Raw genomic sequence first — 21,374 nt, forward strand, 5'->3', positions numbered from 1 at the left:
AAATCTGGAAGTCCTTCCCTCCGCGTGCCAGACAGGGAGCATAGGTGGAGGAATATCTCATGCGTCAAATGCTGTTGGCCACAGTGCTCTTAGGGGCGCTGGTCGCCGGATGCGCGCCCAAAGACGGGCAACCCCCTNCAAGTGATAAGACCGGACCGGTTACGGTNTTCACGGGCGGCACGATCTATACTGGCAACGCTGACCAGCCTGTTATTGANGCGGTCGCTGTCGGTTCTGACGGAAGAATAGTCGCCATGGTGCCGCCGACATCGGCAGATTGGGGCGACGAGGACGTCACGATTGTCGACTTGGACGGTAGCGTGATGTTCCCTGGTTTTACTGACTCCCACGCGCATTTGCTTGGCATTGGGCAACGAGAACTTACNCTTAATCTTGAGGGNACGGCATCTATCGACGAGCTTGTCACTCGGACAGAGATCGAAGTCTGGGAAAAGGAACCCGGCGAAATCCTGTTCGGTCGAGGTTGGATCGAGACAGGTTGGCCCGAAGGGCGCATGCCCTCCGCAGCGGATTTGGATCAGGTCAGCCCAGATAACCCTGTCATCTATGTGCGCGCCGATGGGCACGCTCTCGTGGCAAACACCGCTGCCCTCAAGGCGGCTGATGTCTATGATCTGAATGAAGATCCGACCGGCGGGCGTGTTGAAAGAGGGGATGACGGTAAAGCAACGGGGATNGTGATCGACTATGCGATGGCGCCCGTTCTCGAGTTGCTATCTGCGCCGTCGGAGGACGACATCTCTCTGGCTCTGGAGACTGGGGCACAAACTTATGTGAGCCGNGGGTGGACCGGCGTCCATAATATGAGCGTTGGGCGAATTGAGGCGCCCATCATGGCGGGTCTCGCCAAGGAGGGCCGGTTGCCGCTGCGCATCTATAACGCCTTCGATGAGANCGCGTTTGATGTCGCCANNAGTCGCCNACATGAAACGGNCACCATCACCAATCGCGCGGTAAAGCTCTACATGGATGGTGCTCTCGGCAGCCGCGGTGCGCTATTGATNGAGCCATACTCTGATCGGCCGGACACAAGCGGTCTCGAACTGTTGGACACGAATGCACTGCACAATCTGATGATGGACGCGGCTGAGGACGATGTTCAGCTGGCAATTCACGCNATCGGAGATCTCGCGAACCGCCACATTCTCGAGACATTCAGCGCGCTTGGTTACGGTCCCGAAAAACGCTGGCGGATTGAGCATGCGCAGATCCTCGCGCCAGACGATGTAGCTCAAGTCGGGGCGCTCGGCCTGATTGCCTCCATGCAACCATCTCACGCGATTGGAGATCTGAAGTTTGCACCGGACAGGTTGGGCGTTGACCGGCTTGCCGGTGCGTANGCGTGGCAGGATATGCTGTCNGGTGGCGCTGTGGTGGCCGGNGGATCNGANGCGCCGGTCGAGGTCGGCTCTCNCCTTATTGAATTCTATGCCGCAANTGCCCGGAAGGACCTTGAGGGGCGCGCAGGGGAGGGGTGGCATCCGGAACAGGCCCTGTCGCGGCAAGAAGCCTTGGCCTTGTTCACATCAGCTGCAGCCTATGCCTCGTTTCAGGAGGACGATTTGGGCACGATCGAGATTGGCAAGATTGCCGATTTCTCGGTGTTCGACCGNGATTTGATGACGATACCTGAAGCGGACATTCTCAAAGCGAAGCCCATAATGACGGTGATTGGCGGTGANATTGTGTGGCAGGCTGCAGAATGATTTGCCGCGCGGCCCGCCAAACCCACATTTGACCCAATGTCACGCTTGGCGGAAGCGTCAGGTGTGATAGGTCCAATTCTGCAATAGATGACGAGACGCATGCCATGACTGTGATGAGTGATACCGATGTGCTGGACGGCCTGGAGCCGACGGAAGAGATCAATGTCCGCGAGGTATTCGGCCTCGATACCGACATGGTCGTGCATGGGTTCAAGACTCGGACAGAATATGTGCCCGCGATCGACGAGGCCTATCGCTTCGATCCGCAGACCACGCTGGCCGTTCTCGCCGGGTTCGAGCACAATCGCCGCGTCATGGTGCAGGGGTATCACGGGACAGGTAAGTCGACCCATATCGAACAGATTGCTGCTCGGCTGAACTGGCCGATGATCCGGGTGAACCTGGACAGCCATGTCAGCCGGATCGACATGGTCGGCAAGGATGCCATCGTCCTGAAGGATGGCGCGCAAGTGACGGAATTCCGCGAGGGTATCCTGCCATGGGCATTGCAGCGTCCGGTCGCGATCACTTTTGACGAATATGATGCGGGCCGCCCGGATGTGATGTTTGTGATCCAGCGTGTACTGGAAGCGTCTGGCAAGCTGACATTGCTGGACCAGAACCGCGTGATCGAGCCAAATCCATATTTCCGCCTGTTTGCTACGACGAACACGGTCGGCTTGGGCGATACGACGGGCCTCTACCACGGGACACAACAGTTGAACCAGGGTCAGATGGACCGCTGGAGTATCGTGACCACGCTGAACTATCTTGAGCACGATGCCGAAGTCGAGATTGTGAAATCCAAAGCGACAGGCGTCGACGAGGATACGCTCTCCAAAATGGTCACCTTGGCGGATTTAACCCGCAACGCGTTCATGAGCGGCGACCTCTCCACGGTGATGAGCCCCCGGACGGTGATCACATGGGCAGAAAACTTTGCGATCTTTGGTGATCTTGGTCACGCGTTCCGCATGACGTTCCTGAACAAATGCGACGAGCTGGAGCGGCCGTTGGTGGCAGAAATGTACCAGCGCTGTTTCGCAGAAGAACTTCCGGAAAGCGCGATCATGGTGAGGGTCGCCTGAACCCGCGCCATGCGCCAGGTCTGATACATGTCAAAAGACACCTCTCCTCAGGAATTGTTCAAGCAGGCGCTGGCCACCACGACCAAGGCGATGAGCGCAGACCGGGACGTGGAGGTTGGCTTCGGCAATGATGTGGGCAGTGATGGGGAGACAATCACTCTCCGTCCGCCGCCCCAGCAGCTGGACCCGGTTGTTGCAGCGCGTATTCGTGGGGAAGCGGATGCGGTAGCCTTGCGCCGGGCTCACCACAATCCGGCGGCCCATTTCGCGCATCGTCCGTCCGGTGATTTGCCGCGCAAGGTTTATGATGCGGCGGAACAGGCGCGGATCGAAAGTCTCGGCGCGAACGCGATGCGTGGCACGGCGGAAAACCTCGACGCTGTTCTGGATCAACGATGCCAGTCCGGCGAGTTTGCAATGGGCAGCGAAGACGCAGACGCAGTTCTGGCGCCAGCGCTGGAGTTTCTGCTGCGCGAGAAGCTGACAGGGCGGGCATTGCCGGATAGTGCCAAGCGCGTTGCTGACGTTTGGCGCGAACGCGTTGAAACCGAAACGGGCGGCGCGATCGAGCGCCTGATTGAGCAGCTGCATGACCAGCCGGAATTTGCCCGCACCGTTCGTGATATGATCCGGGACCTGACAACTTCTGATGCGCCCGGCGAAGACGCTGAAACGCAGGAACAAGAAGAGTCAGAGCAAAGCGAAGAGAATGAACAGCCCTCCGAAGGCGACCAGGAGATGGAGTCCGAGGAGCAGATGGGCGCCTCTGCCGAGCAGATGGATGCTGGCGATACGGAAGAGATGGAGGGCGAGGAATCGAACGTCAGCGTCGACATGGATGTTGATGCCGAAGCGGATGATACGCCCGATGATGAGGAAGAGGGCACAAAACCGCTACGCCCGAACTTCAAGGACGGCGACGACAAGGATCGCTTCAACTACAAGGTCTTCACAACCGAGCATGACGAAGTTGCCAATGCGCCAGACCTTTGCGACGCTGAGGAGCTGACGCGGCTGCGCGCTTATCTGGATCACCAGTTGCAGGGTCTTCAGGGTGCGGTCTCAAAGCTCGCGAACAAGCTGCAGCGGCGCTTGATGGCGCAACAGAACCGGTCCTGGAGCTTCGATCTGGAAGAGGGGGTTCTGGATACGGCTCGGCTGACCCGTGTCATAACAGACCCGACAGCGCCGCTTTCGTTCAAACAGGAAGACGATAGCGAATTCCGCGATACGATCGTGACCTTGCTGTTGGACAATTCGGGCTCCATGCGGGGTCGACCGATCATGGTGGCTGCTTTGTGTGCGGATATTCTGGCGCGCACACTGGAGCGTTGTGGCGTGAAAACCGAAATTCTCGGCTTCACAACGAAAGCATGGAAAGGCGGCATCGCTCGTGAGGATTGGGTCAAGGCCGGCAAGCCCGCCGGGCCGGGCCGCCTCAACGACATCCGCCACATCGTCTACAAACAGGCTGACGCGCCTTGGCGTCGCGCCCGGCGCAATCTGGGCCTGATGATGCGCGAAGGCTTGCTGAAGGAAAACATCGACGGCGAGGCGCTGCTCTGGGCGCATGACCGGATGCTGGGGCGGCCTGAGCAGCGCAAGATCCTGATGGTGATCTCAGACGGCGCGCCGGTGGATGATTCTACACTCAACGTGAATGTCGGGAACTATCTCGAACGCCATCTGCGGCAGGTAATCGAAGAGATCGAAACAAAGAGCCCGGTGGAGCTGATCGCTATCGGCATCGGCCATGATGTGACGCGCTACTACAAGCGCGCCGTCACGATTGTGGACGCCGAGCAACTCGGCGGTGCGATGACGGAGCAATTGGCCAGCCTGTTCGACGAGAACGCACCGGAGCCCAAGGCAATGGCCATCCCGCCGCTGACGGACCGTACTGTGCGGGGCGGTGGTAGCGCAGTATCTGGCGCNATGAGCGGCGCGCCGAGCTATGGCAAGAAAGTCGATCTCGGTCGCGCGGTGAAGAAGACCAGCCTTCAGGAAGTCAAAGGTCCGAAAAAGTAGCGATCAAGTCGTGGGAAATCCGCCCGCCTTGCTGAGCGACGACGCAATCGGGTGGCCCAGAACGGTTTCAAGCCATTTGGCGGTTTCGATCAGCTTGCTGAGGTCCAATCCCGTTTCGAAGCCGCCGCGCTCCAGCATGTAGACAACGTCTTCGGTGGCGACGTTGCCTGTCGCCGCTGGAGCAAACGGGCAGCCGCCGATTCCGCCGCAGCTGGCATCGATCACGTCCACGCCCGCATCCACGGCGGCCGCGACATTGGCAAGCGCCGCGCCGCGCGTGTCATGGAAATGCATGCGCAGAAACACGTCAGGAGCTTCCAACCGTACCCGTTCGATCGCGCGGCGAACCGCCCACGGGTCCGCTACACCGATTGTGTCGCCGAGTGCCAGTTCGCCCACGCCTGCGCGTTGCGCCTGCGCGGCGAGATTTCCGACAAGTTTTACATCGACTTCCCCGTCAAACGGATCNCCNAANGCGACAGAGATTGTGGCGGACAGCGGGATGCCTGCGTCGAACACGAGAGGCGCAATCTGGAACAGNGCGTCCGCNCTTTCTTGCGGGNTCATGCCTTGATTGCGCTTGCCAAAGGTCTCGCTGGCCACGAGCACGAAATTGATTTCATCAGCTTTCGCGTCAATGGCGCGGCGTACACCTTTCTCGTTCAGAGCAAGGGCGATATGGCGCGTTCCTTTTGACCGGTCCAGCCCTGCGAAGACTGCGGCAGAATCGGCCATCTTGGGCACTGCCTTGGGGCTGACGAAGCTGCCGGACTCCATCCGTTTGACGCCCGCTTCTTCCAATCTCGCAATGAATTCAAGCTTCTGCTCGATGGTCAGATCGGCGGGATCATTCTGCAGCCCATCGCGTGGGCCGACTTCCACAATATCAATACGTCTTGTCATGATGCCTATGTAGTGTGCATTGAGGTCAAATGACAGATACGAAACGCCCTCTGGATGGCCTGCGCGTCATCGAACTCGGCCAGCTGATTGCCGGCCCCTTCTGCGGACAATTGCTTGGCGACTTTGGCGCTGAAGTGATCAAGGTTGAGGCGCCCGGCCTGCCGGATCCGGCGCGAGGCTGGGGCGCAGTCAAGAAGGACGACATTGGCTTGTTCTGGCCTATCATCGGGCGCAACAAGAAATCCCTGACCCTGAACCTGCGCGTGGAAGAAGGACAGGCAATATTNCNCGACCTGGTGAAGACGGCTGACGTACTGGTCGAGAATTTTCGCCCCGGAACGCTGGAGCGCTGGGGGCTCGGTCCGGAGTTGTTGCACGAGATCAACCCGCGTCTCGTGATCGCGCGCGTGTCCGGCTACGGCCAGACCGGCCCGGAAAGCCATAANGCAGGGTATGCCAGCGTTGGCGAAGCGAAAGGCGGCCTGCGCTACCTGATTGGCGAGCCGGATCGCCTGCCTGCGCGGGCAGGGGTTTCTCTTGGCGATACGATGACCGGCACATTCGCTGCGCTTGGCACGATGATGGCTCTGTTCGCACGGGAGAAGTCGGGGAAGGGACAGGTGGTCGATGCAGCTATCTACGAAACCGTCATGGCCTTTATGGAGAGCCTGATCCCCGAATATGCACTCATGGGACATACGCGCGAGCGGAGCGGACCTATATTGCCGCGTATTGCTCCGTCAGGCGTCTACCCCTGCAGCGACGGTCTCGTGATCATTGGGGCCAATCAGGACACATTGTTTCGCCGCCTGTCTGCCATGTGCGGCACCGACTGGGCGGATGATCCNCGCTACGCCACGCACGACGCCCGGGGTGAGAACCAGGCGGAGTTGGACGACATGATCTCTGACTGGACCCGGCAGCACACAATGGCTCACGTCCTGGCAACATGTGAGGAGAATGGCGTTCCGTGCGGTCCGGTGAACCGGGCCAAGGAAATGCTGGAAGACGCACATATAGCCGCTCGTGATGCAATCATCCGCGTGTCGCATCCGGTTTTGGGCGATGTGCCGATGCAGGGTGTTTTNCCNAAACTGACCGATACGCCCGGCGGGGTTGAAGCCAGTTCACCGGGGCTTGGCGAGCATACGGATATGATCCTGACAACTCTTGGCTACGACTCCGATCAACAAGCGGGGTTGCGCGAGCGCGGCGTCGTTTAGGGCCAATTCCTTCTGGCNGGGGNCTGCTATNTCGACTATGTGGCCCGGATGACTGACTTCCCCGAACCTCTTTCCGGCAGCGCACAGGATGAATGCCCCGAATTGCGTCCGAAATTCAATGCCGATGGACTGATCGCGGCGATCGCCCAGGACGTTGCCTCAGGCGAAGTGTTGATGCTCGCCTGGATGAACTCTGACGCCTTGAAGGCGACTCTTGAAACCGGGCGGGCGACTTATTGGTCCCGGTCTCGTCAGTCGNTATGGGTNAAGGGNGAAACNTCTGGTCACGTGCAACNCGTCGAAGAAGTGCGCATTGATTGTGACCAGGACGCAGTTTTGCTCAAGGTTCGCCAGACGGGCGGAGCCTGCCATACTGGCCGCGCGAGCTGTTTTTATCGGATCGCAGACAGCGATGGCGTCGGGCTTACGGTTGCCAAAGACTGAGAGTTGGGATTGAATTCNCAAACAGTCATGGGGGTAGAGTATGCGCGCGACGGTTTGGGCTGGATCAATATTTTCACTGGTAGTCTTGGTCGCGTGTGGCGCGGACGCGCCNGATGAGGTGCCAACAACGGATGCGNCGGTTTCNGAAAGTTCGGAAACGGCAGCCTTGCGTGTCGACGTACTCGATTGCGGNACNATCGAAGTCTCNGATCTTGATGCATTTTCCTCTGCAGGGGACTATGCAGGCGAAGCCGACACCTTCACTGATGCGTGTTTTCTGGTTCGCCACCCGGATGGCAACCTTCTGTGGGATCTCGGCCTGCCGGGGATCCTCGCCGTTGCNGGACCNCAGACGCAGCAGATCTTCACAGTATCGCTGGACAAGACTCTGACGGATCATTTTGCCGATCGGGGTTTGACCCCTGACGACATCGACTATGTCGCAATTTCCCACAGCCATTTCGACCATATCGGGCAAGCCGATCAGGTGTCGGGAGCGACTTGGCTGGTTAGCCAGGGTGAACTTGATGCCATGTTCCCTGAAGACGGCGAGGGAGCCGAAATCGCAGCTGAGCAACAAGCTCTCTTTGCCTTGTTCGAGCCTATGGAAAAGCAGGTGTTCACCGGCGAATTAGATGTGTTTGGCGATGGAAGTGTCGTGATNTTTGAAACACCCGGACACACGCCCGGGCACACATCGCTGCAATTGATGATGCCGGAATCGGGGCCCATCCTGCTGACGGGCGATCTTTACCATCGGGCAGAAAGCCGCGACCTGAAGCGCGTCCCAAGATTCAATTCAGACGAAGATCAGACCCTGGAGTCCATGGAAGCATTTGAGGCGCGGGCTGAGGCCTTGGGTGCGAAAGTNATTATCCAACATGAACCAGCGGATATCGATCCGCTGCAAGGAGAGATTCGCTAATGCGCAGAATGCGCTTGTTTGCTGCAGCTGTTCTATTTTGTCTGAGCGTCGCATGCTCAAGCAACACAACATCCTATTCAGTGCTTGATCATCCCAACTCGGGTTGGAAGCTTGTTTTNCGGGATGAGTTCAGTGGTCGGGGGCGGCCAGATCCCGACAAGTGGATTTCTCACGAATACAATCGAAAGCANAACTCCGAGGGTCCGGACGGGTGGTGGCTTAAAGATAATGTGAGCCTGACAGGTCACGGACAGCTGGAAATTACAGCAACCCTAATACCAAACCGAAACCCGGACCAGGATGACGATCCTCACGATTATGCGTCTGGCATGGTGTCTACGGAAGGAAAGTTCGAGACCGCTTTCGGTCGCTATGAGGCGCGTATCAAACTGCCTCAGGATCCAGGTTGGTGGATTGCCTTCTGGCTATTTGCGGATGAGGTGCACCTGGAAGACGGATCCGGTGAAGACGGCACAGAAATCGATATCGTTGAAGCTTTCGGCTGGAATGACGTGGTCAGCCACGCGCTCCACTGGGATGGATACGACAAGCATCACAAGACCGAAAACAAGAAAGCAGTTCGTCCAGGTATTCGCAGTGGATGGCATGTGTTTGCGCTGGAATGGAGCGAGACAGAGTATATCTGGTTCGTTGACGGCGAAGAGGTTTGGCGAAGTTCTGCCGGTGGCGTTTCGAAAGCGCCCAAATGGATCAAATTCTCCGGAGAAATCAGTACACAGCCCTCCGTCGCTCATCAGTGGTGGTCGAATATGCCTGACGACAAGCGTCTGCCGGACCGTTTTCTCGTTGATTGGGTTCGCGTCTACGAGAAGAAGATTCCCTAGGGCCAACCTATGGCTGGCCCCAAGGGGACAGTGGTCAGTTCGCGCTTTCGATCAGGCGACGCGCGATGACCATCGCCTGAACTTCGCCTGCTCCTTCGAAGATATTCAGAATGCGTGCGTCCTGAAGGATTCGGCTGACAGGGTACTCCAGCGCAAAACCATTGCCTCCGTGGATTTGAACGGCATTATCAGCCGCCGCCCAGGCAATGCGGGCGGCAAGCAGCTTCGCCATTCCCGCTTCCAGGTCGCAACGCTTTCCACCATCCTTCTGGCGCGCGGAATAGTATGTAAGCTGACGAACGCCGACGAGCTCTGCTGCCATCATGACCAGCTTGTTTGAGACACGCGGGAATTCAAAGATCGGCTTGCCGAATTGGTTGCGATCTAGCGCGTATTGCAGGCCGGTTTCGAAAGCGTTCTGCGCGACGCCGATAGCGCGGGCGGCGGTCTGGATGCGCGCACTTTCGAACGTAGCCATGAGGTGTTTGAAGCCTTGCCCCTCGACACCGCCCAGCAGGTTTTCGGCTTTGACTTTGAAATCGTCAAAACCGATTTCATATTCTTTCATGCCGCGATAGCCGAGAACTTCGATTTCCCCGCCGGTCATGCCGTCAGCCGGGAAGGGGTGTTCGTCTGTGCCCCGCGGCTTTTCGGCCAACAACATGGATAGACCGGAAAAATTATTAGTGGACGGATCTGTGCGCGCGAGCAGTGTCATCAAGTCTGCGCGGACTGGATGAGTAATCCAGGTCTTGTTGCCGGTGACACTGTACTCCGAGCCATCTTCAGATTTGACAGCGCGAGTACGCAGGGAGCCGAGGTCTGATCCAGTGTTTGGCTCAGTAAAAACGGCTGTGGGCAGGATTTCTCCGCTTGATATCAGCGGCAGCCATTTCTGCTTTTGATCATCGGTGCCGCCGATCAGGATCAACTCAGCGGCGATTTCCGACCGTGTGCCGAGGGAGCCGGTGCCAATATATCCGCGGGACAATTCTTCCGAGACGACACACATGGCCGTCTTGCCCATGCCGAAACCGCCGAACTCTTCGGGAATGGTCAGGCCAAAAACGCCGAGTTCTGCCATCTCGTTGACGACATCCATCGGAATATATTCGTTCTTGAGATGCCATTCATGCGCGTTCGGTTTGATCTTGTCCGTTGCGTATTTCGCAAACTGTTCGCGAACCATGCTCATGGTTTCGTCGAGACCTGTTTCCTCGACCGTGTTGCGGCTGAGTGCATCTGGCAGGCATTCGGCAGCCGCGGCCATCACGGCAGGTGTTTTGCCTTCGATAATGAGCTTCTGGATGGGGCTTGCGGCAGCCAGTGCGCTCGCTTCGGCAGCAATGCCGAGTTCGTGCGGGCGAATGACTTCGCCTTGGTTCATCGGAATACCGCTTGCGAGTTGCGCGCAATAGTCGCTGAACAGGATTTGCGTCAGAAGGGATTCAGTTGTGCCGAACTTTCCTTCCTGATCCAACCGGGCGGCCCATTCCGCCGTCTGCCTCAGGGTTTCGGCATAAGTCACCAGCCAGGAAAGGCCATGTGCAATATGTTGCTCGCGCTCAAGTGCGGCGCGGTCCGGGCGGCCGTCATCATTGGTCAGCGCTGCGCGGCACTTGCCTCTCGCGGCATCGGCATATGCGTCAATGGCTGTGCATGCGTCACTGATCAACGCAACCAGATTTGGGATTACAACAGGTTCAAGGGCCGCAGTCTCAACAGCACCATCCATTCGAACTTCCTCCAGAGATTTCTGTTTTTTCTGATTATAGGGCGCAGTGGGCGGCAAGTCATGGATAAGTTGTGCGCTGCAACAATACGTCTCGCTTTCAGGAAACAACAGAATATGCGTGGCGTCCCGACTGGCGTTGCGGTAATCGGTGTTCAAGGACGGATTTCCGGAAAGGGGATCACGCACACCGAACCCTGACGGAGCCGCCTTTTAAATGAACCCCTACAATCGCTTCAGCGCAATCTCCAGCCTTCTGGCGTCGAGTGTTGTTCTTGCAGGAATTGTCGCCTTCGGGCCGACGGTTCGCGAGACGATTTTTCAGGTCGCAGGCGAGAGTGCGGTCGCCCGATGGGGTGGTTTGGTTGGCGCCGGATTGGTGTTGCTCATCGTCTGGTCTGTGTTGTCAGGTATTATCCTGCCGGGATTGTTGAAGCTGGGGTGGCCTCGGCGGTGGGTTCTGGGGCGATCTTTTGTCGAAGGAAGCTGGATTCAGGCGGAACGCGGCGGCCCCAATGGGCCGCGCATCGCGATTGTGACGCTGAAGCCCGCGCGTAACGGCATTCTGATTTCCTCATCCACCCTTACGCGCATCGGTGAGGTCGAGAGCGGCCTGCATGCCGAGTATCTGGGGTTCAATTGGCCACGTATCGACTTCAAGTTTCGCGAAACGCTGCCAATTGAGTCAGGCCGGCAGGCAGAGGGATTTGGCGAGGTCCAGTTTGATCTGACGGGTGGTGCCCCGACACGCTATTCCGGCTGTCTTCGGTTCGCCGGTGCTGAAAAGCGCATCAAGACGGAAGGCATCAAACTGACGAGTTGGAAAGAGCGCCGTAAACTGCGATCGCTTGAGGGCCGCGCGGAAGTGCTCGGGAAATACTGGTCGGCCTTTTTCGAGGGCCCGATTGTGTCCTCAGGCCGCGAAGAACACGCTGAGGTCAAACGCGGCAAACGGCCTGAAAAGGTACGCGAGCGAACCGCAAAGGACTGGCGAAAGACGGATACGACACCGACCGCCAATCGTATTCGCGAAGAGTTTACGGCGACCGGCGACTAATCCTGGCGACGAATTGTGCGGCTTTGGCGACGCATGATGGCGCGGCCGAGAGGTTCAGGCATCAGCCGCGTCAGAGTCGCGAGGCCTTTGTTCACCACACCCGGAACGACAACCGGTTGTCCCCGGTTCACCGCGTCGATGCCTGCTTTTACGACAGGTCCAGCCTCCATCCACATCCGTTTGTTCATGCTTTTCATCTGTTCGCGTGTGCCATTTACGTCGTGGAATTCGCTATAGGTGAACCCGGGGCATAACGCGGTGCAATGTATGTCAGCCCCCTCAAGCGCCTCGCACTCCGCATTCAGGCTTTCAGAGAACTTTGTGAGCCCGGCTTTCACGCTGGCGTAGAGGGTATGGCCGTTGCTACCCGGCGCATAGCCCGCCAGTGAGGCGACATTGATGATGCGTCCATATCCGCGATCAGACATGCCGGGCAGAACCTTGTGCGCGAGTTCGATCGGGGCCGTATAGAGCACGCGCAGGAACTCTGCCTGCGACTTCCAGCTCGTGTTGAAGAAAGTACCGGGCAGACCATAGCCCGCATTGTTCACCAACGCGTCCACGTGTCGGTCCTGCTCCAAGAGCGTGGACAGAATCTTGTCGGCCGAATTCGCCCGGGCGAGATCCTGTACGATGCAGATAGCGTGAACGCCGTACTTGCTTTCGATCTCGGTAGCCAGTTCCTCAAGACGATCTTTGCGGCGGGCAGTCAAAGCGACGTCCCAGCCGAGTGCTGCATATTGTCTGGCGAATTCGGCGCCGATGCCCGCTGAAGCGCCCGTGATAAGACAAAGCCGCCTGTCCATGATCCATCTCCGTTGCGAAACGCTGCCGTATCGAGACTAGCGGGCAGGGCCTTTCTGGCAAGGCGGCCTAGGCTCGGCGCACCAGGAATCCGGCGCGAGGAAAATGAACATGAACCGTTTCGGCCTCTGGCGACGTACGTTGCAGGATGATGCGTTGAGAGTCTGCATGCACGAGTTCACCTTCCACCCAGACCTGACCGTAATCGTCTGGGGCAACAGCTACGTTCTCTCCGGGGGCAAACTCTTGTGGTTCATTACGCGTCGTCGCGGCGACCAGGCGAGGTGCTGAATTCAGCCCGATTTCCAACGCGTCTTTGGACGTAATCGTTTCCGGAGTTTGTCCTTCGAATTCCTGCAGTCGCTCAAACCACGCTTTTGTCAGATCGGCAGTTTCGAAGCATTTGGCGACAAAATCCGGCACATTCTGGTGCATGAACCAGACATTCATATAGGCGTGGATGTCGACCAGGCCGGGCTTCATTCCGACAAGGTAGATACCGGCCCCGGCGCCTTGCCCGCCCTGCAGACGTTCTTCCAGCAGCATCAGGCGCGCACGCCATTGATCGCGCATCATCGGCGCGACGGCCTTCATCGCATCGACGTCAAAGGGTCTCCCGGAAAGAGCTTCGCGATCTTTCCTGAAGGCTTCCGGGACCTTGTCACCCATTTCCCCGAAGATGACGGCGACAGAGCTTTGGAACCATCGACCATCGGTCCAGCCCGCGACCATCTGGGCCAGCCCCTCATGGCCGGGCAGCTTCAGCGCAGGCATTGGATAGCGTGCCTCCAACTCCCGCAAGATTATCGCTGTGTCGCAAAAGACATCCGCGCCAATCTGCATTACAGGCGTACGTCGATAGCCGCCGGTCAGAGGCATTAGGTCAGGCCGTGGCATGATGACCGGAATCTCTACCCGACTGTATGCCAAATTCTTGAGGCGCAATGCGAGCCGGATTTTTTCTGCATAAGGTGAGGTTGGATACTCATGCAGGATAATACTGCGCGCATCAGCCATTTTATGTCTCCCAGGACTTTTTACGGATTATACTTGCCGGGCTTTTGTTGGGCTGGGAAGTCTCAATTGGTGAGATGTGCCGCAAGAAACGGGTGGCACTTGAGTTTGTAGCGCGGCATTCATGTTTCATGATGACTGTTTCCCACTCCCTTGATGAGCGCGCTGTCGCCTATGAGCGCATGGCAGATGCCCTGTCCTATTTGGGCGACACTTGGCAGGAATGGCCAGACTTGGCGACGGCTGCGAAGTCCGTTGGCTTGTCACCCAGTCATTTTCAGCGCGAGTTCACTCGATGGGCCGGGATAAGCCCGAAGCAATACCAATCCGCTCTGGCACATGCAGCAGCCGGTGACCTGCTTCGAGAGGGGGCAAGTGTGCTGGATGCGACTCTGGAAACAGGCCTGTCCGGGCCGGGACGACTGCACGATCTCTTCATCGCGCACGAAGGGCTTTCACCTGGTGAAGCGAAGGCAGGCGGCAAGGGAGCGGACCTTGTACTCGGACGCGCGCCAACACCTTTTGGAGAAGGGGCTTGGCTCATTTCTCCACGAGGATTGGTGGCGCTTGGCTTTATCGATGAAAACCCACCTGAGAGGACCGGATTCGAGCATCAGGGGCGCACGGAAGAAAATGCGTTTGCAGATTTGGCTGGGCGATATCCGGGGGCGAGTATCCGGCGCGATGATGCGGAGGCCGAACAGATGGCACGCCGTGTATTCGAGGCAGGCGAGCCGTTGCCCGTGGCACTCTATGGCACGCCGTTCCGGCGGCAGATCTGGCGGGCATTGCTGGATATTCCGATGGGCACCGTCTCGACCTATGGGGCGCTTGCCAAGGCGAGTGGTAACCCCAAGGCAGCACGTGCTGTTGGGGCGGCGGTGGGTGCAAATCCCATAAGCTGGTTTATTCCCTGTCACCGTGCCCTTGCAGCGGACGGTCGGCTTCATAATTATCATTGGGGTGTGGCACGCAAGCGTGCCATGTTGACCCTCGAACGTGCCTGCGCGGCCTGATACAGGCGCCGGGCAGACGGCATTCCGCCGCAGATCCCGGACCGAAAACGCTCATGCTCGCATTCCTGATTATTCTTGCCGCGCTTGTTGCCTGGGGCGGTCATCTGGCTTGGCGTTGGAAACAGGCGCGCGATTTCGCCCCGGAAGTTTTAGCGGTGCGCAAGGCATCGGGCGAGATTCCGGAGGATGTGACTGAGGTAGAGTTCACAGATCTCTATCTGCGTAGCGAAGGGCCGAGGGCCGCAACCTATTTCTTCGCGTGTGCGGTCATCGTATTCGGACTTCTTGGGCCATTTGTCGCCGGCTTCAACCAGCTATGGCTGACATTCTGGCGGCTGAGTGGGCAGTCCCCGGTCTTTGAGACCGGAACGCTTATTCACACATTTTCCGTGTTTCTTGCCTTCATGCTCGTGACGATCGGCCTGTTGGCGATCGCGATGCGGCGCTACTATGCGCTGATGCCACCCACATTCAAACAAGTCATTCGGGACCTTAACGGAGGCCAGTCATGAGCATTCAATATCTGCATACAATGGTGCGCGTCAGCGACATCGATGCATCTCTCAAATTCTTCTGCGAGGGTCTGGGGCTGAAAGAAGTCAGTCGGATGGACAGCGAAGCCGGGCGGTTCACTCTGGTGTTTCTGGCGACACCTGAAGATGTTGATCGCATGGGCGGGATGCCAGAAGGGGTAAACCCGACCCAGACCGACATCCCGATGGTGGAGCTGACCTATAATTGGGACCCGGAAGAATATTCTGGTGGCCGGAATTTTGGCCACCTCGCTTACCTTGTCGACGATATCTATGGCGCGGTCGAGCGCCTGCAGGATCTCGGTGTGACGATCAACCGTCCGCCGCGTGACGGCCGCATGGCCTTCATCCGATCGCCGGACGGGATATCGGTTGAACTGCTTCAGAAGGGCGAGCCGCTTGGCCCGAAAGAACCTTGGGCCAGCGCAGAGAATATCGGCGTCTGGTAGACGGCACAAAGTGGAATAGAAAAGCCCCGCCCGGTGTGAACCAGGCGGGGCTTTATTTTTTGGTTGTATGTCGCGTCTAGTCCTGTTCGGGGTGGCGCGACTCTTCGCGATAGTCGTGCACCGGATGGCCCTTGTCGGGATCTCCGTTCGACTTGTGCATGGCAGCTACGACGCCCGAAAGCGCCAGGATGGCGATCAGGTTCGGGAAAGCCATCGAGGCGTTCGCGATGTCGCCGAGTAGCCAGAGCCAATCAGCTGCGGCCACCGTGCCAAGGAACACGACAACAACCCAGATGTAGCGGAATGGATGTGTCGCCCATTCGCCAATGAGATAGGTCACGGCCTGCTCGCCGTAATAAGACCAGCCAATGATGGTGGTGAAGGCGAAGAAGAACAGTGCAACCGGCACGATCCAGGGCCCGATGACCGGAATGGCGGCAGCGTAGGCGCGCGTCGTGACAGCCGCCGAATTCGCGTCCGTTTCCCAGGCATGGTCCACATCCATCAGGATCTCAGGATTGCCAGACGCGTCGAGCGCTTCCTGAGAGACGTCAACCTTGCCCGACGCCTGACAGGCCAAGAGGTAGGATTGGGCAGTTGGTCCCACAGCCGCGATCTTCGCTTCGCGCCCGTCTTCATACGCGGACGGGAACAGGTCCGATACGCCATATTTCGCGCCGTCGGTTGCGTCCGGGTTTATCGGCATTTCGATGCCCGCATCAAAACACGCATTCGCTGCCATCAGGGCGGGGCTCTTCTTGAAGTCGCCCTGTACTGTCAGGATGACCAACGCGGTCATGGTGCAGATGATGATCGTATCGATGAACACGCCGATCATGGCGATTTCGCCCTGCATGACGGGGTTCTTGGTCTGAGCTGCTGCGTGCGCGATCGGGGCGGAGCCCTGACCGGCTTCGTTGGAGAACAAGCCGCGGGCAATACCGTAGCGCACCGCTTGCATGACGCCGTAACCTGCTGCGCCCCCGGCGGCTTCCTTCCAGCCAAAGGCTGTGCCGATGATCTGCATGAAGGCGCCAGGCACCTTGTCTGCATTCACGACAAGGACAAGGAAGGCGATCAGAACATAGAGGCCAGCCATGACAGGCACGACTTTGCCAGCAAAGGAGCCAATCGACTTGATGCCGCCAATAATGACCGCAAACACCAGAACAGAAAGCAGGATGCCGACGCTCCAGTTCGGAATGCTGACGCCGAGATGTGAGCCTGTTTCCAGTGCGGCTTCGGTGATGGAATTGGCCTGAATCATTGACCCGGTCGCCATTGCGGAGAACAGGGTTCCGAGACAGAAAATGACCGCGAGCCAGCCCCAGCCTTTGCCCAGACCGTTCTTGATATAGTACATCGGGCCGCCATTGATGCGGCCATACTCGTCCGTTTCGCGATATTTGATTGCGAGAGAGCTTTCGGAGAAGGCGAGTGCCATGCCGAACAGGGCAACAACCCACATCCAGAAGATTGCGCCAGGTCCACCCAGAGTGATAGCCGTGGCCACACCTGCCAGGTTTCCGGTGCCGACCTGACCCGACAGGGCGGTCGAAAGCGCCTGCCACGGTGTGATGGCGCCATCTTCGCCCTGAGCCTTGCGGCCTTGCCAGACTTCGACCAACGCAGGCACGAAACGGCGCACGGGACGCGCGCCCAAACGGACCATCATGAACAGGCCCGTGCCTAGAAGGACCACGGCGAGTGGGCCAATCTGGCCCGGAATGATGACGTCGTCTCCCCAGGTCCCCCCCCAGATAAATCCAGAGATGTTCTCGATGAGTTTGATGATATCCATGGGCCTCCCCGGCTCCTTTGATTGCTTGGCCGCACACTAGCCAGCTTTCGGGCCGTGTGAAGCTTTTGTCGCAGGGATGGCACAGGATTGCCGTGGCTGCAGGCGAGGCGCACAAGGTTCTGGCAGCGGCAGTCATTTTCAGGCATAAGCCCGCCCATGAATACTCCAGAGGCGAAACAGAACACCAAGGGTCTCTTTATCAAGACCTATGGGTGCCAGATGAATGTCTATGACTCCGAGCGCATGCGGGACGTATTGCGTCCGCTCGGCTATGCGCCGGTGGATACGCCCGAGGCGGCTGATCTTGTCGTGTTGAACACGTGCCATATCCGCGAGAAGGCAACTGAGAAGGTCTATTCAGAGCTCGGCCAACTCAAGCGGATGAAGCAGAACACCGGCAGCAACATGACAATCGCTGTGGCTGGGTGTGTGGCACAGGCCGAAGGCGAGGAAATCATGCGTCGCCAACCGCTTGTCGATCTGGTTCTGGGCCCACAAGCCTATCACAAATTGCCTGAGATGATCGCCCGGGCCAGCCGCGCTGTTGGGGATCGCCTCGAAACAGATTTCGAGACTCTGGAAAAATTCGACGCTTTGCCGAAGACGCGTGAAGCCGATGGGCCGACGGCCTTCCTGTCAGTGCAGGAGGGTTGCGACAAGTTCTGCACCTTCTGCGTTGTGCCATATACGCGCGGCGCTGAGCTGTCGCGCCCGGTCGACGATATCGTGATGGAAGCGCGGAATTTGGCGGCGCAAGGTGTTCGCGAGATTTCGTTGCTCGGTCAGAACGTCAATGCGTTTCATGGCGCAGCTCCCCAGGTAGAGGGCGGGGAAGACTGGACCTTGGGACAGCTTTGCCGGCACCTTGCCAAGATCGGCGGCATTGAACGTATTCGTTATACAACCAGCCATCCGCGTGACATGGATGATGACCTGATCGCGGCGCATGGTGACACGCCACAAATGCAGCCTTTCCTGCACTTGCCGGTGCAGTCCGGCTCGGACCGGATTCTGAAAGCCATGAACCGTGGCCACACGGCAGACGAGTATCGCGAAATTATTCGCAAGGTGCGCGAAGCTCAGCCCGATGTTGCGCTGGCGTCCGACTTCATTGTCGGATTTCCAGGCGAGAGCGACGAAGATTTTGAAGCAACGATGCAATTGGTGCGTGATGTGAACTACGCGATTGCATATTCCTTCAAATACTCCCCCCGCCCCGGCACCCCGGCGGCGGAAATGTTTGGACACGTACCAGAAGACGTCAAAGACGCTCGCCTGCAGGCGCTTCAGAAATTGCTGCGTGAGCAGCAGACCGCATTCAACAAGTCCAAGATCGGACAGACTGTGCCAGTTCTGGTGACAGGGCGGGGACGCTTGGAAGGCCAAGCGCATGGTCGCTCGCCCTGGATGCAGGCGGTGCATTTCGATGGGCCAGCTGAACTGACGGGGAAGATTGTGGATGTGAAAGTTAACGGCGCAACGATGAGTTCGCTGTCTGGTGAATTGATCCGGGCAAGAGAGGTTGCCCTTTGAGCGTGAAACGTCGTCCATCTGCCTCGCCCGAGGCACCGGTCAGCCGTATCTATGAGGTCAGCAACGCAGAAACCCTGCGTGATTTGTGCGGGCCGCATCATCGTCATCTCCAATTGCTGGAGACGCGGTTGGATGAATATGGGCTGAAAGCGGAAAGTCAGGGTGGCGGTATTCTCCTGGTCGGGAAAGCCGAAGGCGTATCCATCGCTGAGGCAGTTCTGGCTGAGCTGGAGCGGCGCCTGCGAAAAGGTGCCGACATCTCGGACATGGATGTGGATGGCGCTTTGGAAGCCGCGAGAACACCGCAACAGACCTTCGGTACATTCCGCTCCCTGAAGAAGCCGATAACACCGCAGACGCGTGGACAATCACGCTATATCGATTTGTTGGCAAATCCTGACAATGCAATGATCTTTGGTGTCGGGCCGGCGGGTACTGGCAAGACATTCCTGGCAGTTGCTGCCGGTGTTTCAGAGCTTCTGTCCGGGGCGCGTCAGCGCTTGATCGTGACACGACCCGCAGTGGAAGCGGGGGAAAAGCTGGGCTTCCTGCCGGGGACACTTGAAGAGAAAGTCGATCCCTACATGCTGCCGATCTGGGACTCGCTTCGCGAGTTGATGGGGCAGGAACAGATGGAGCGCCGCATGGCGCGCGGGGAGATTGAAGTCGCGCCGCTCGCCTTCATGCGTGGACGCACACTGAAGAATGCATTTGTCATTGTGGACGAAGCTCAGAATACGACCATTCCGCAGATGAAGATGGTGCTGACGCGCCTGGGTCGGGACAGCCGCATGGTGATCACAGGAGATCCGGGGCAAGTGGACCTGCCAGGTAGTCAGCCATCTGGCATGCGCCACGCACTTGAGATCCTGTCGGATGTCGAGGGTGTGAATGTGCACAAGCTGACGGCAGCGGATGTCGTGCGTCACGGCCTCGTCAGCCGCATCATTGATGCATATGCCGCGCATGGCGAGGGTTGAGCGCAGGGCGCATGGTCGAACTTGATCTGATAGTCGAAGAGGACGCGTGGTCAGAGATTCCCGATCTGGAATCTGTCTGCCAGACTGCCTTCGATGCTGCCGTGAAGGTGGAGCCGGCCGAGGGTATCGTTGCGCTTCTGCTGGCTGACAATGATGTGCTTCACGGCTTGAATCGCCAGTTCCGAAGCAAGGACAAGCCGACGGATGTACTGTCCTTTCCAGCGGATCCCATGGGCCGACCCATGCTGGGGGATATTGCCGTCGCTCTGGGTGTTGCGAAAGAAGACGCTACTGCGCAGAACAAGACACTTGCCGATCATCTGACGCATCTTCTCATTCATGGCTATCTGCATTTGCTGGGCCATGATCATCAAACCGATCACGAAGCCGAGAAGATGGAGGGTCTGGAAATAAAGGCGCTTGCATCGCTGGGCATAGATAATCCATATTCGACCGACTGAATCATCTGAGGCTATGAGCGACCCCGACCCTTCTAATGCGCCGCCAAGCGGCCGATTGCGTAGCTTTTTCGGTTTCGGCCGGAAAACTGATCCTGTGGAGGCGGTGTCTCCCGAGGCAAATGGTGAGATGCCCCAGCACAATCCGAACGAGATGCGCTTGCGGCTCGCAGAGTTCCAAGACCTGCGTGTGGACGACGTCATGGTGCCGCGTGCTGAAATCAAGGCTGTTGAAGTCGGGATGGAGTTTCCGGAGCTGCTGAAATACTTCGCGGAAGTGACGCATTCCCGCCTGCCAGTGTTTCGAGAATCTCTCGATGATCCGATTGGCTTTGTACACATCAAGGATGTGGTCAGCGAACTGGCCAAGGGGGAGGAGCCAGCCAAGCGTCCGCTGGAGCGGCTGCACCGCGACGTGTTGTATGTGCCGCCCTCCATGAAATTGACTGATTTGCTTGTGAAAATGCAGTCCACCCGTATTCACCTCGCGCTTGTCGTAGACGAGTATGGCGGAACGGATGGTCTCGTCAGTCTGGAAGATCTGGTTGAAGAAATCGTCGGTGACATCGAAGACGAACACGACGATGAAGAGCCCATGTTCGTCCGGCGCAGCGCACGGGTGTGGGAAGTCGATGCGCGCACCGAAATACAGGATTTCGCCGAGGAGACGGGGATTGACCTCGAACTCAGTGATGAGGATTCGGAATTCGACACGCTGGGCGGTATCGCCTATGCGCTCGCCGGGCGTGTGCCTGTGCGCGGGGAAATCCTGCGCCACCCGTCCGGGGTGGAGATCGAAATCCTCGATGCCGAT

Annotated in this window: 20 protein-coding genes; 15 read left to right on the forward strand and 5 right to left on the reverse strand. The window is 58.2% G+C overall.

Features of this window, described 5'->3' with window-relative positions:
* The first annotated feature begins 254 nt into the window (after positions 1-254).
* The 3 genes from CBB91_RS09075 (at position 255) to cobT (ending at position 4,843) form a co-directional block, all read left to right on the forward strand.
* On the forward strand, positions 255-1,727 hold the full coding sequence (locus CBB91_RS09075; RefSeq protein WP_273013638.1) for an amidohydrolase: 1,473 nt from the start codon (positions 255-257) through the stop codon (positions 1,725-1,727).
* A 104-nt stretch (positions 1,728-1,831) separates the two neighbouring features.
* Positions 1,832-2,815, forward strand: a complete 984-nt coding sequence (gene cobS / locus CBB91_RS09080; protein WP_199285765.1) for a cobaltochelatase subunit CobS — start codon at positions 1,832-1,834, stop codon at positions 2,813-2,815.
* Between the two features lie 27 nt (positions 2,816-2,842).
* The gene (gene cobT / locus CBB91_RS09085; RefSeq protein ID WP_273013640.1) at positions 2,843-4,843 is read left to right on the forward strand and encodes a cobaltochelatase subunit CobT; all 2,001 of its coding nucleotides are present in this window, start codon (positions 2,843-2,845) and stop codon (positions 4,841-4,843) included.
* A gap of 3 nt (positions 4,844-4,846) precedes the next feature.
* Here cobT and CBB91_RS09090 read toward each other — a convergent pair whose 3' ends face one another.
* A complete protein-coding gene (locus CBB91_RS09090; protein ID WP_273013642.1) occupies positions 4,847-5,746 on the reverse strand; it encodes a hydroxymethylglutaryl-CoA lyase in 900 nt (299 codons plus the stop codon).
* Between the two features lie 29 nt (positions 5,747-5,775).
* Here CBB91_RS09090 and CBB91_RS09095 point away from each other — a divergent pair, with 29 nt between their 5' ends.
* The 4 genes from CBB91_RS09095 to CBB91_RS09110 all read left to right on the forward strand — a co-directional run bounded on the left by CBB91_RS09095 (position 5,776) and on the right by CBB91_RS09110 (position 9,183).
* Entirely contained in the window at positions 5,776-6,969 is a 1,194-nt protein-coding gene (locus CBB91_RS09095; RefSeq protein WP_273013643.1) for a CoA transferase, read from the forward strand.
* A 48-nt stretch (positions 6,970-7,017) separates the two neighbouring features.
* Entirely contained in the window at positions 7,018-7,413 is a 396-nt protein-coding gene (gene hisI / locus CBB91_RS09100; RefSeq protein WP_273013645.1) for a phosphoribosyl-AMP cyclohydrolase, read from the forward strand.
* A gap of 166 nt (positions 7,414-7,579) precedes the next feature.
* Entirely contained in the window at positions 7,580-8,338 is a 759-nt protein-coding gene (locus tag CBB91_RS09105) for an N-acyl homoserine lactonase family protein (protein WP_273013647.1), read from the forward strand.
* Between the two features lie 230 nt (positions 8,339-8,568).
* Positions 8,569-9,183 carry a glycoside hydrolase family 16 protein gene (locus CBB91_RS09110; protein ID WP_273013648.1) on the forward strand — a complete coding sequence of 205 codons (615 nt, stop codon included), beginning with the start codon at positions 8,569-8,571 and terminating at the stop codon, positions 9,181-9,183.
* Between the two features lie 34 nt (positions 9,184-9,217).
* On the opposite strand, the gene CBB91_RS09115 is transcribed toward CBB91_RS09110, so the two are convergent.
* The gene (locus tag CBB91_RS09115; RefSeq protein WP_035549038.1) at positions 9,218-10,918 is read right to left on the reverse strand and encodes an acyl-CoA dehydrogenase family protein; all 1,701 of its coding nucleotides are present in this window, start codon (positions 10,916-10,918) and stop codon (positions 9,218-9,220) included.
* Between the two features lie 214 nt (positions 10,919-11,132).
* Between CBB91_RS09115 and CBB91_RS09120 the strand changes: the two genes are divergently transcribed.
* Complete coding sequence (locus CBB91_RS09120; RefSeq protein WP_273013651.1) at positions 11,133-11,972, forward strand: hypothetical protein; 840 nt, start codon at positions 11,133-11,135, stop codon at positions 11,970-11,972.
* Here CBB91_RS09120 and CBB91_RS09125 read toward each other — a convergent pair.
* The gene (locus CBB91_RS09125) at positions 11,969-12,778 is read right to left on the reverse strand and encodes an SDR family oxidoreductase (RefSeq protein WP_273013652.1); all 810 of its coding nucleotides are present in this window, start codon (positions 12,776-12,778) and stop codon (positions 11,969-11,971) included. The two genes, CBB91_RS09120 and CBB91_RS09125, sit on opposite strands and share 4 nt — an antisense overlap.
* 67 nt (positions 12,779-12,845) lie before the next feature.
* Entirely contained in the window at positions 12,846-13,793 is a 948-nt protein-coding gene (locus CBB91_RS09130; RefSeq protein ID WP_035548821.1) for a glutathione S-transferase, read from the reverse strand.
* A gap of 128 nt (positions 13,794-13,921) precedes the next feature.
* Here CBB91_RS09130 and CBB91_RS09135 point away from each other — a divergent pair, with 128 nt between their 5' ends.
* The 3 genes from CBB91_RS09135 to CBB91_RS09145 are packed head-to-tail and all read left to right on the forward strand — an operon-like array spanning position 13,922 to position 15,788.
* Positions 13,922-14,806 (forward strand): bifunctional helix-turn-helix domain-containing protein/methylated-DNA--[protein]-cysteine S-methyltransferase, encoded by an 885-nt coding sequence (locus CBB91_RS09135; protein WP_035549036.1) that lies wholly within the window; start codon positions 13,922-13,924, stop codon positions 14,804-14,806.
* Between the two features lie 53 nt (positions 14,807-14,859).
* On the forward strand, positions 14,860-15,318 hold the full coding sequence (locus tag CBB91_RS09140; RefSeq protein WP_035548818.1) for a hypothetical protein: 459 nt from the start codon (positions 14,860-14,862) through the stop codon (positions 15,316-15,318).
* Positions 15,319-15,320: 2 nt separating this feature from the next.
* Positions 15,321-15,788 carry a VOC family protein gene (locus CBB91_RS09145; RefSeq protein WP_345906789.1) on the forward strand — a complete coding sequence of 156 codons (468 nt, stop codon included), beginning with the start codon at positions 15,321-15,323 and terminating at the stop codon, positions 15,786-15,788.
* A 76-nt stretch (positions 15,789-15,864) separates the two neighbouring features.
* Here CBB91_RS09145 and CBB91_RS09150 read toward each other — a convergent pair whose 3' ends face one another.
* Positions 15,865-17,589 carry a sodium:alanine symporter family protein gene (locus tag CBB91_RS09150; protein WP_273013656.1) on the reverse strand — a complete coding sequence of 575 codons (1,725 nt, stop codon included), beginning with the start codon at positions 17,587-17,589 and terminating at the stop codon, positions 15,865-15,867.
* A 156-nt stretch (positions 17,590-17,745) separates the two neighbouring features.
* Between CBB91_RS09150 and miaB the strand changes: the two genes are divergently transcribed.
* The 4 genes from miaB to CBB91_RS09170 all read left to right on the forward strand — a co-directional run.
* Positions 17,746-19,122: a tRNA (N6-isopentenyl adenosine(37)-C2)-methylthiotransferase MiaB gene (gene miaB / locus CBB91_RS09155; protein ID WP_273013658.1), complete on the forward strand. Its 1,377-nt coding sequence runs from the start codon at positions 17,746-17,748 to the stop codon at positions 19,120-19,122.
* Positions 19,123-19,124: 2 nt separating this feature from the next.
* On the forward strand, positions 19,125-20,102 hold the full coding sequence (locus CBB91_RS09160; protein ID WP_272981682.1) for a PhoH family protein: 978 nt from the start codon (positions 19,125-19,127) through the stop codon (positions 20,100-20,102).
* An 11-nt stretch (positions 20,103-20,113) separates the two neighbouring features.
* Positions 20,114-20,563, forward strand: a complete 450-nt coding sequence (gene ybeY / locus CBB91_RS09165; RefSeq protein ID WP_273013660.1) for an rRNA maturation RNase YbeY — start codon at positions 20,114-20,116, stop codon at positions 20,561-20,563.
* A 55-nt stretch (positions 20,564-20,618) separates the two neighbouring features.
* A partial coding sequence (locus CBB91_RS09170) for a CBS domain-containing protein (RefSeq protein ID WP_345906788.1) occupies positions 20,619-21,374 on the forward strand: 756 nt, incomplete at its 3' end.

The organism is Hyphomonas sp. TMED31 (assembly GCF_002172815.1).
GTDB classification, from domain to species: domain Bacteria; phylum Pseudomonadota; class Alphaproteobacteria; order Caulobacterales; family Hyphomonadaceae; genus Hyphomonas; species Hyphomonas atlantica.

Excerpts from the sequence above, each read along its gene's own strand:
- cobS (WP_199285765.1), top strand. The coding sequence starts at position 1,832 with ATGACTGTGATGAGTGATACCGATGTGCTGGACGGCCTGGAGCCGACG.
- CBB91_RS09115 (WP_035549038.1), bottom strand. The coding sequence starts at position 10,918 with ATGGATGGTGCTGTTGAGACTGCGGCCCTTGAACCTGTTGTAATCCCA.
- CBB91_RS09120 (WP_273013651.1), top strand. The coding sequence starts at position 11,133 with ATGAACCCCTACAATCGCTTCAGCGCAATCTCCAGCCTTCTGGCGTCG.
- CBB91_RS09125 (WP_273013652.1), bottom strand. The coding sequence starts at position 12,778 with ATGGACAGGCGGCTTTGTCTTATCACGGGCGCTTCAGCGGGCATCGGC.
- CBB91_RS09130 (WP_035548821.1), bottom strand. The coding sequence starts at position 13,793 with ATGGCTGATGCGCGCAGTATTATCCTGCATGAGTATCCAACCTCACCT.
- CBB91_RS09135 (WP_035549036.1), top strand. The coding sequence starts at position 13,922 with ATGATGACTGTTTCCCACTCCCTTGATGAGCGCGCTGTCGCCTATGAG.
- CBB91_RS09140 (WP_035548818.1), top strand. The coding sequence starts at position 14,860 with ATGCTCGCATTCCTGATTATTCTTGCCGCGCTTGTTGCCTGGGGCGGT.
- CBB91_RS09150 (WP_273013656.1), bottom strand. The coding sequence starts at position 17,589 with ATGGATATCATCAAACTCATCGAGAACATCTCTGGATTTATCTGGGGG.
- miaB (WP_273013658.1), top strand. The coding sequence starts at position 17,746 with ATGAATACTCCAGAGGCGAAACAGAACACCAAGGGTCTCTTTATCAAG.
- ybeY (WP_273013660.1), top strand. The coding sequence starts at position 20,114 with ATGGTCGAACTTGATCTGATAGTCGAAGAGGACGCGTGGTCAGAGATT.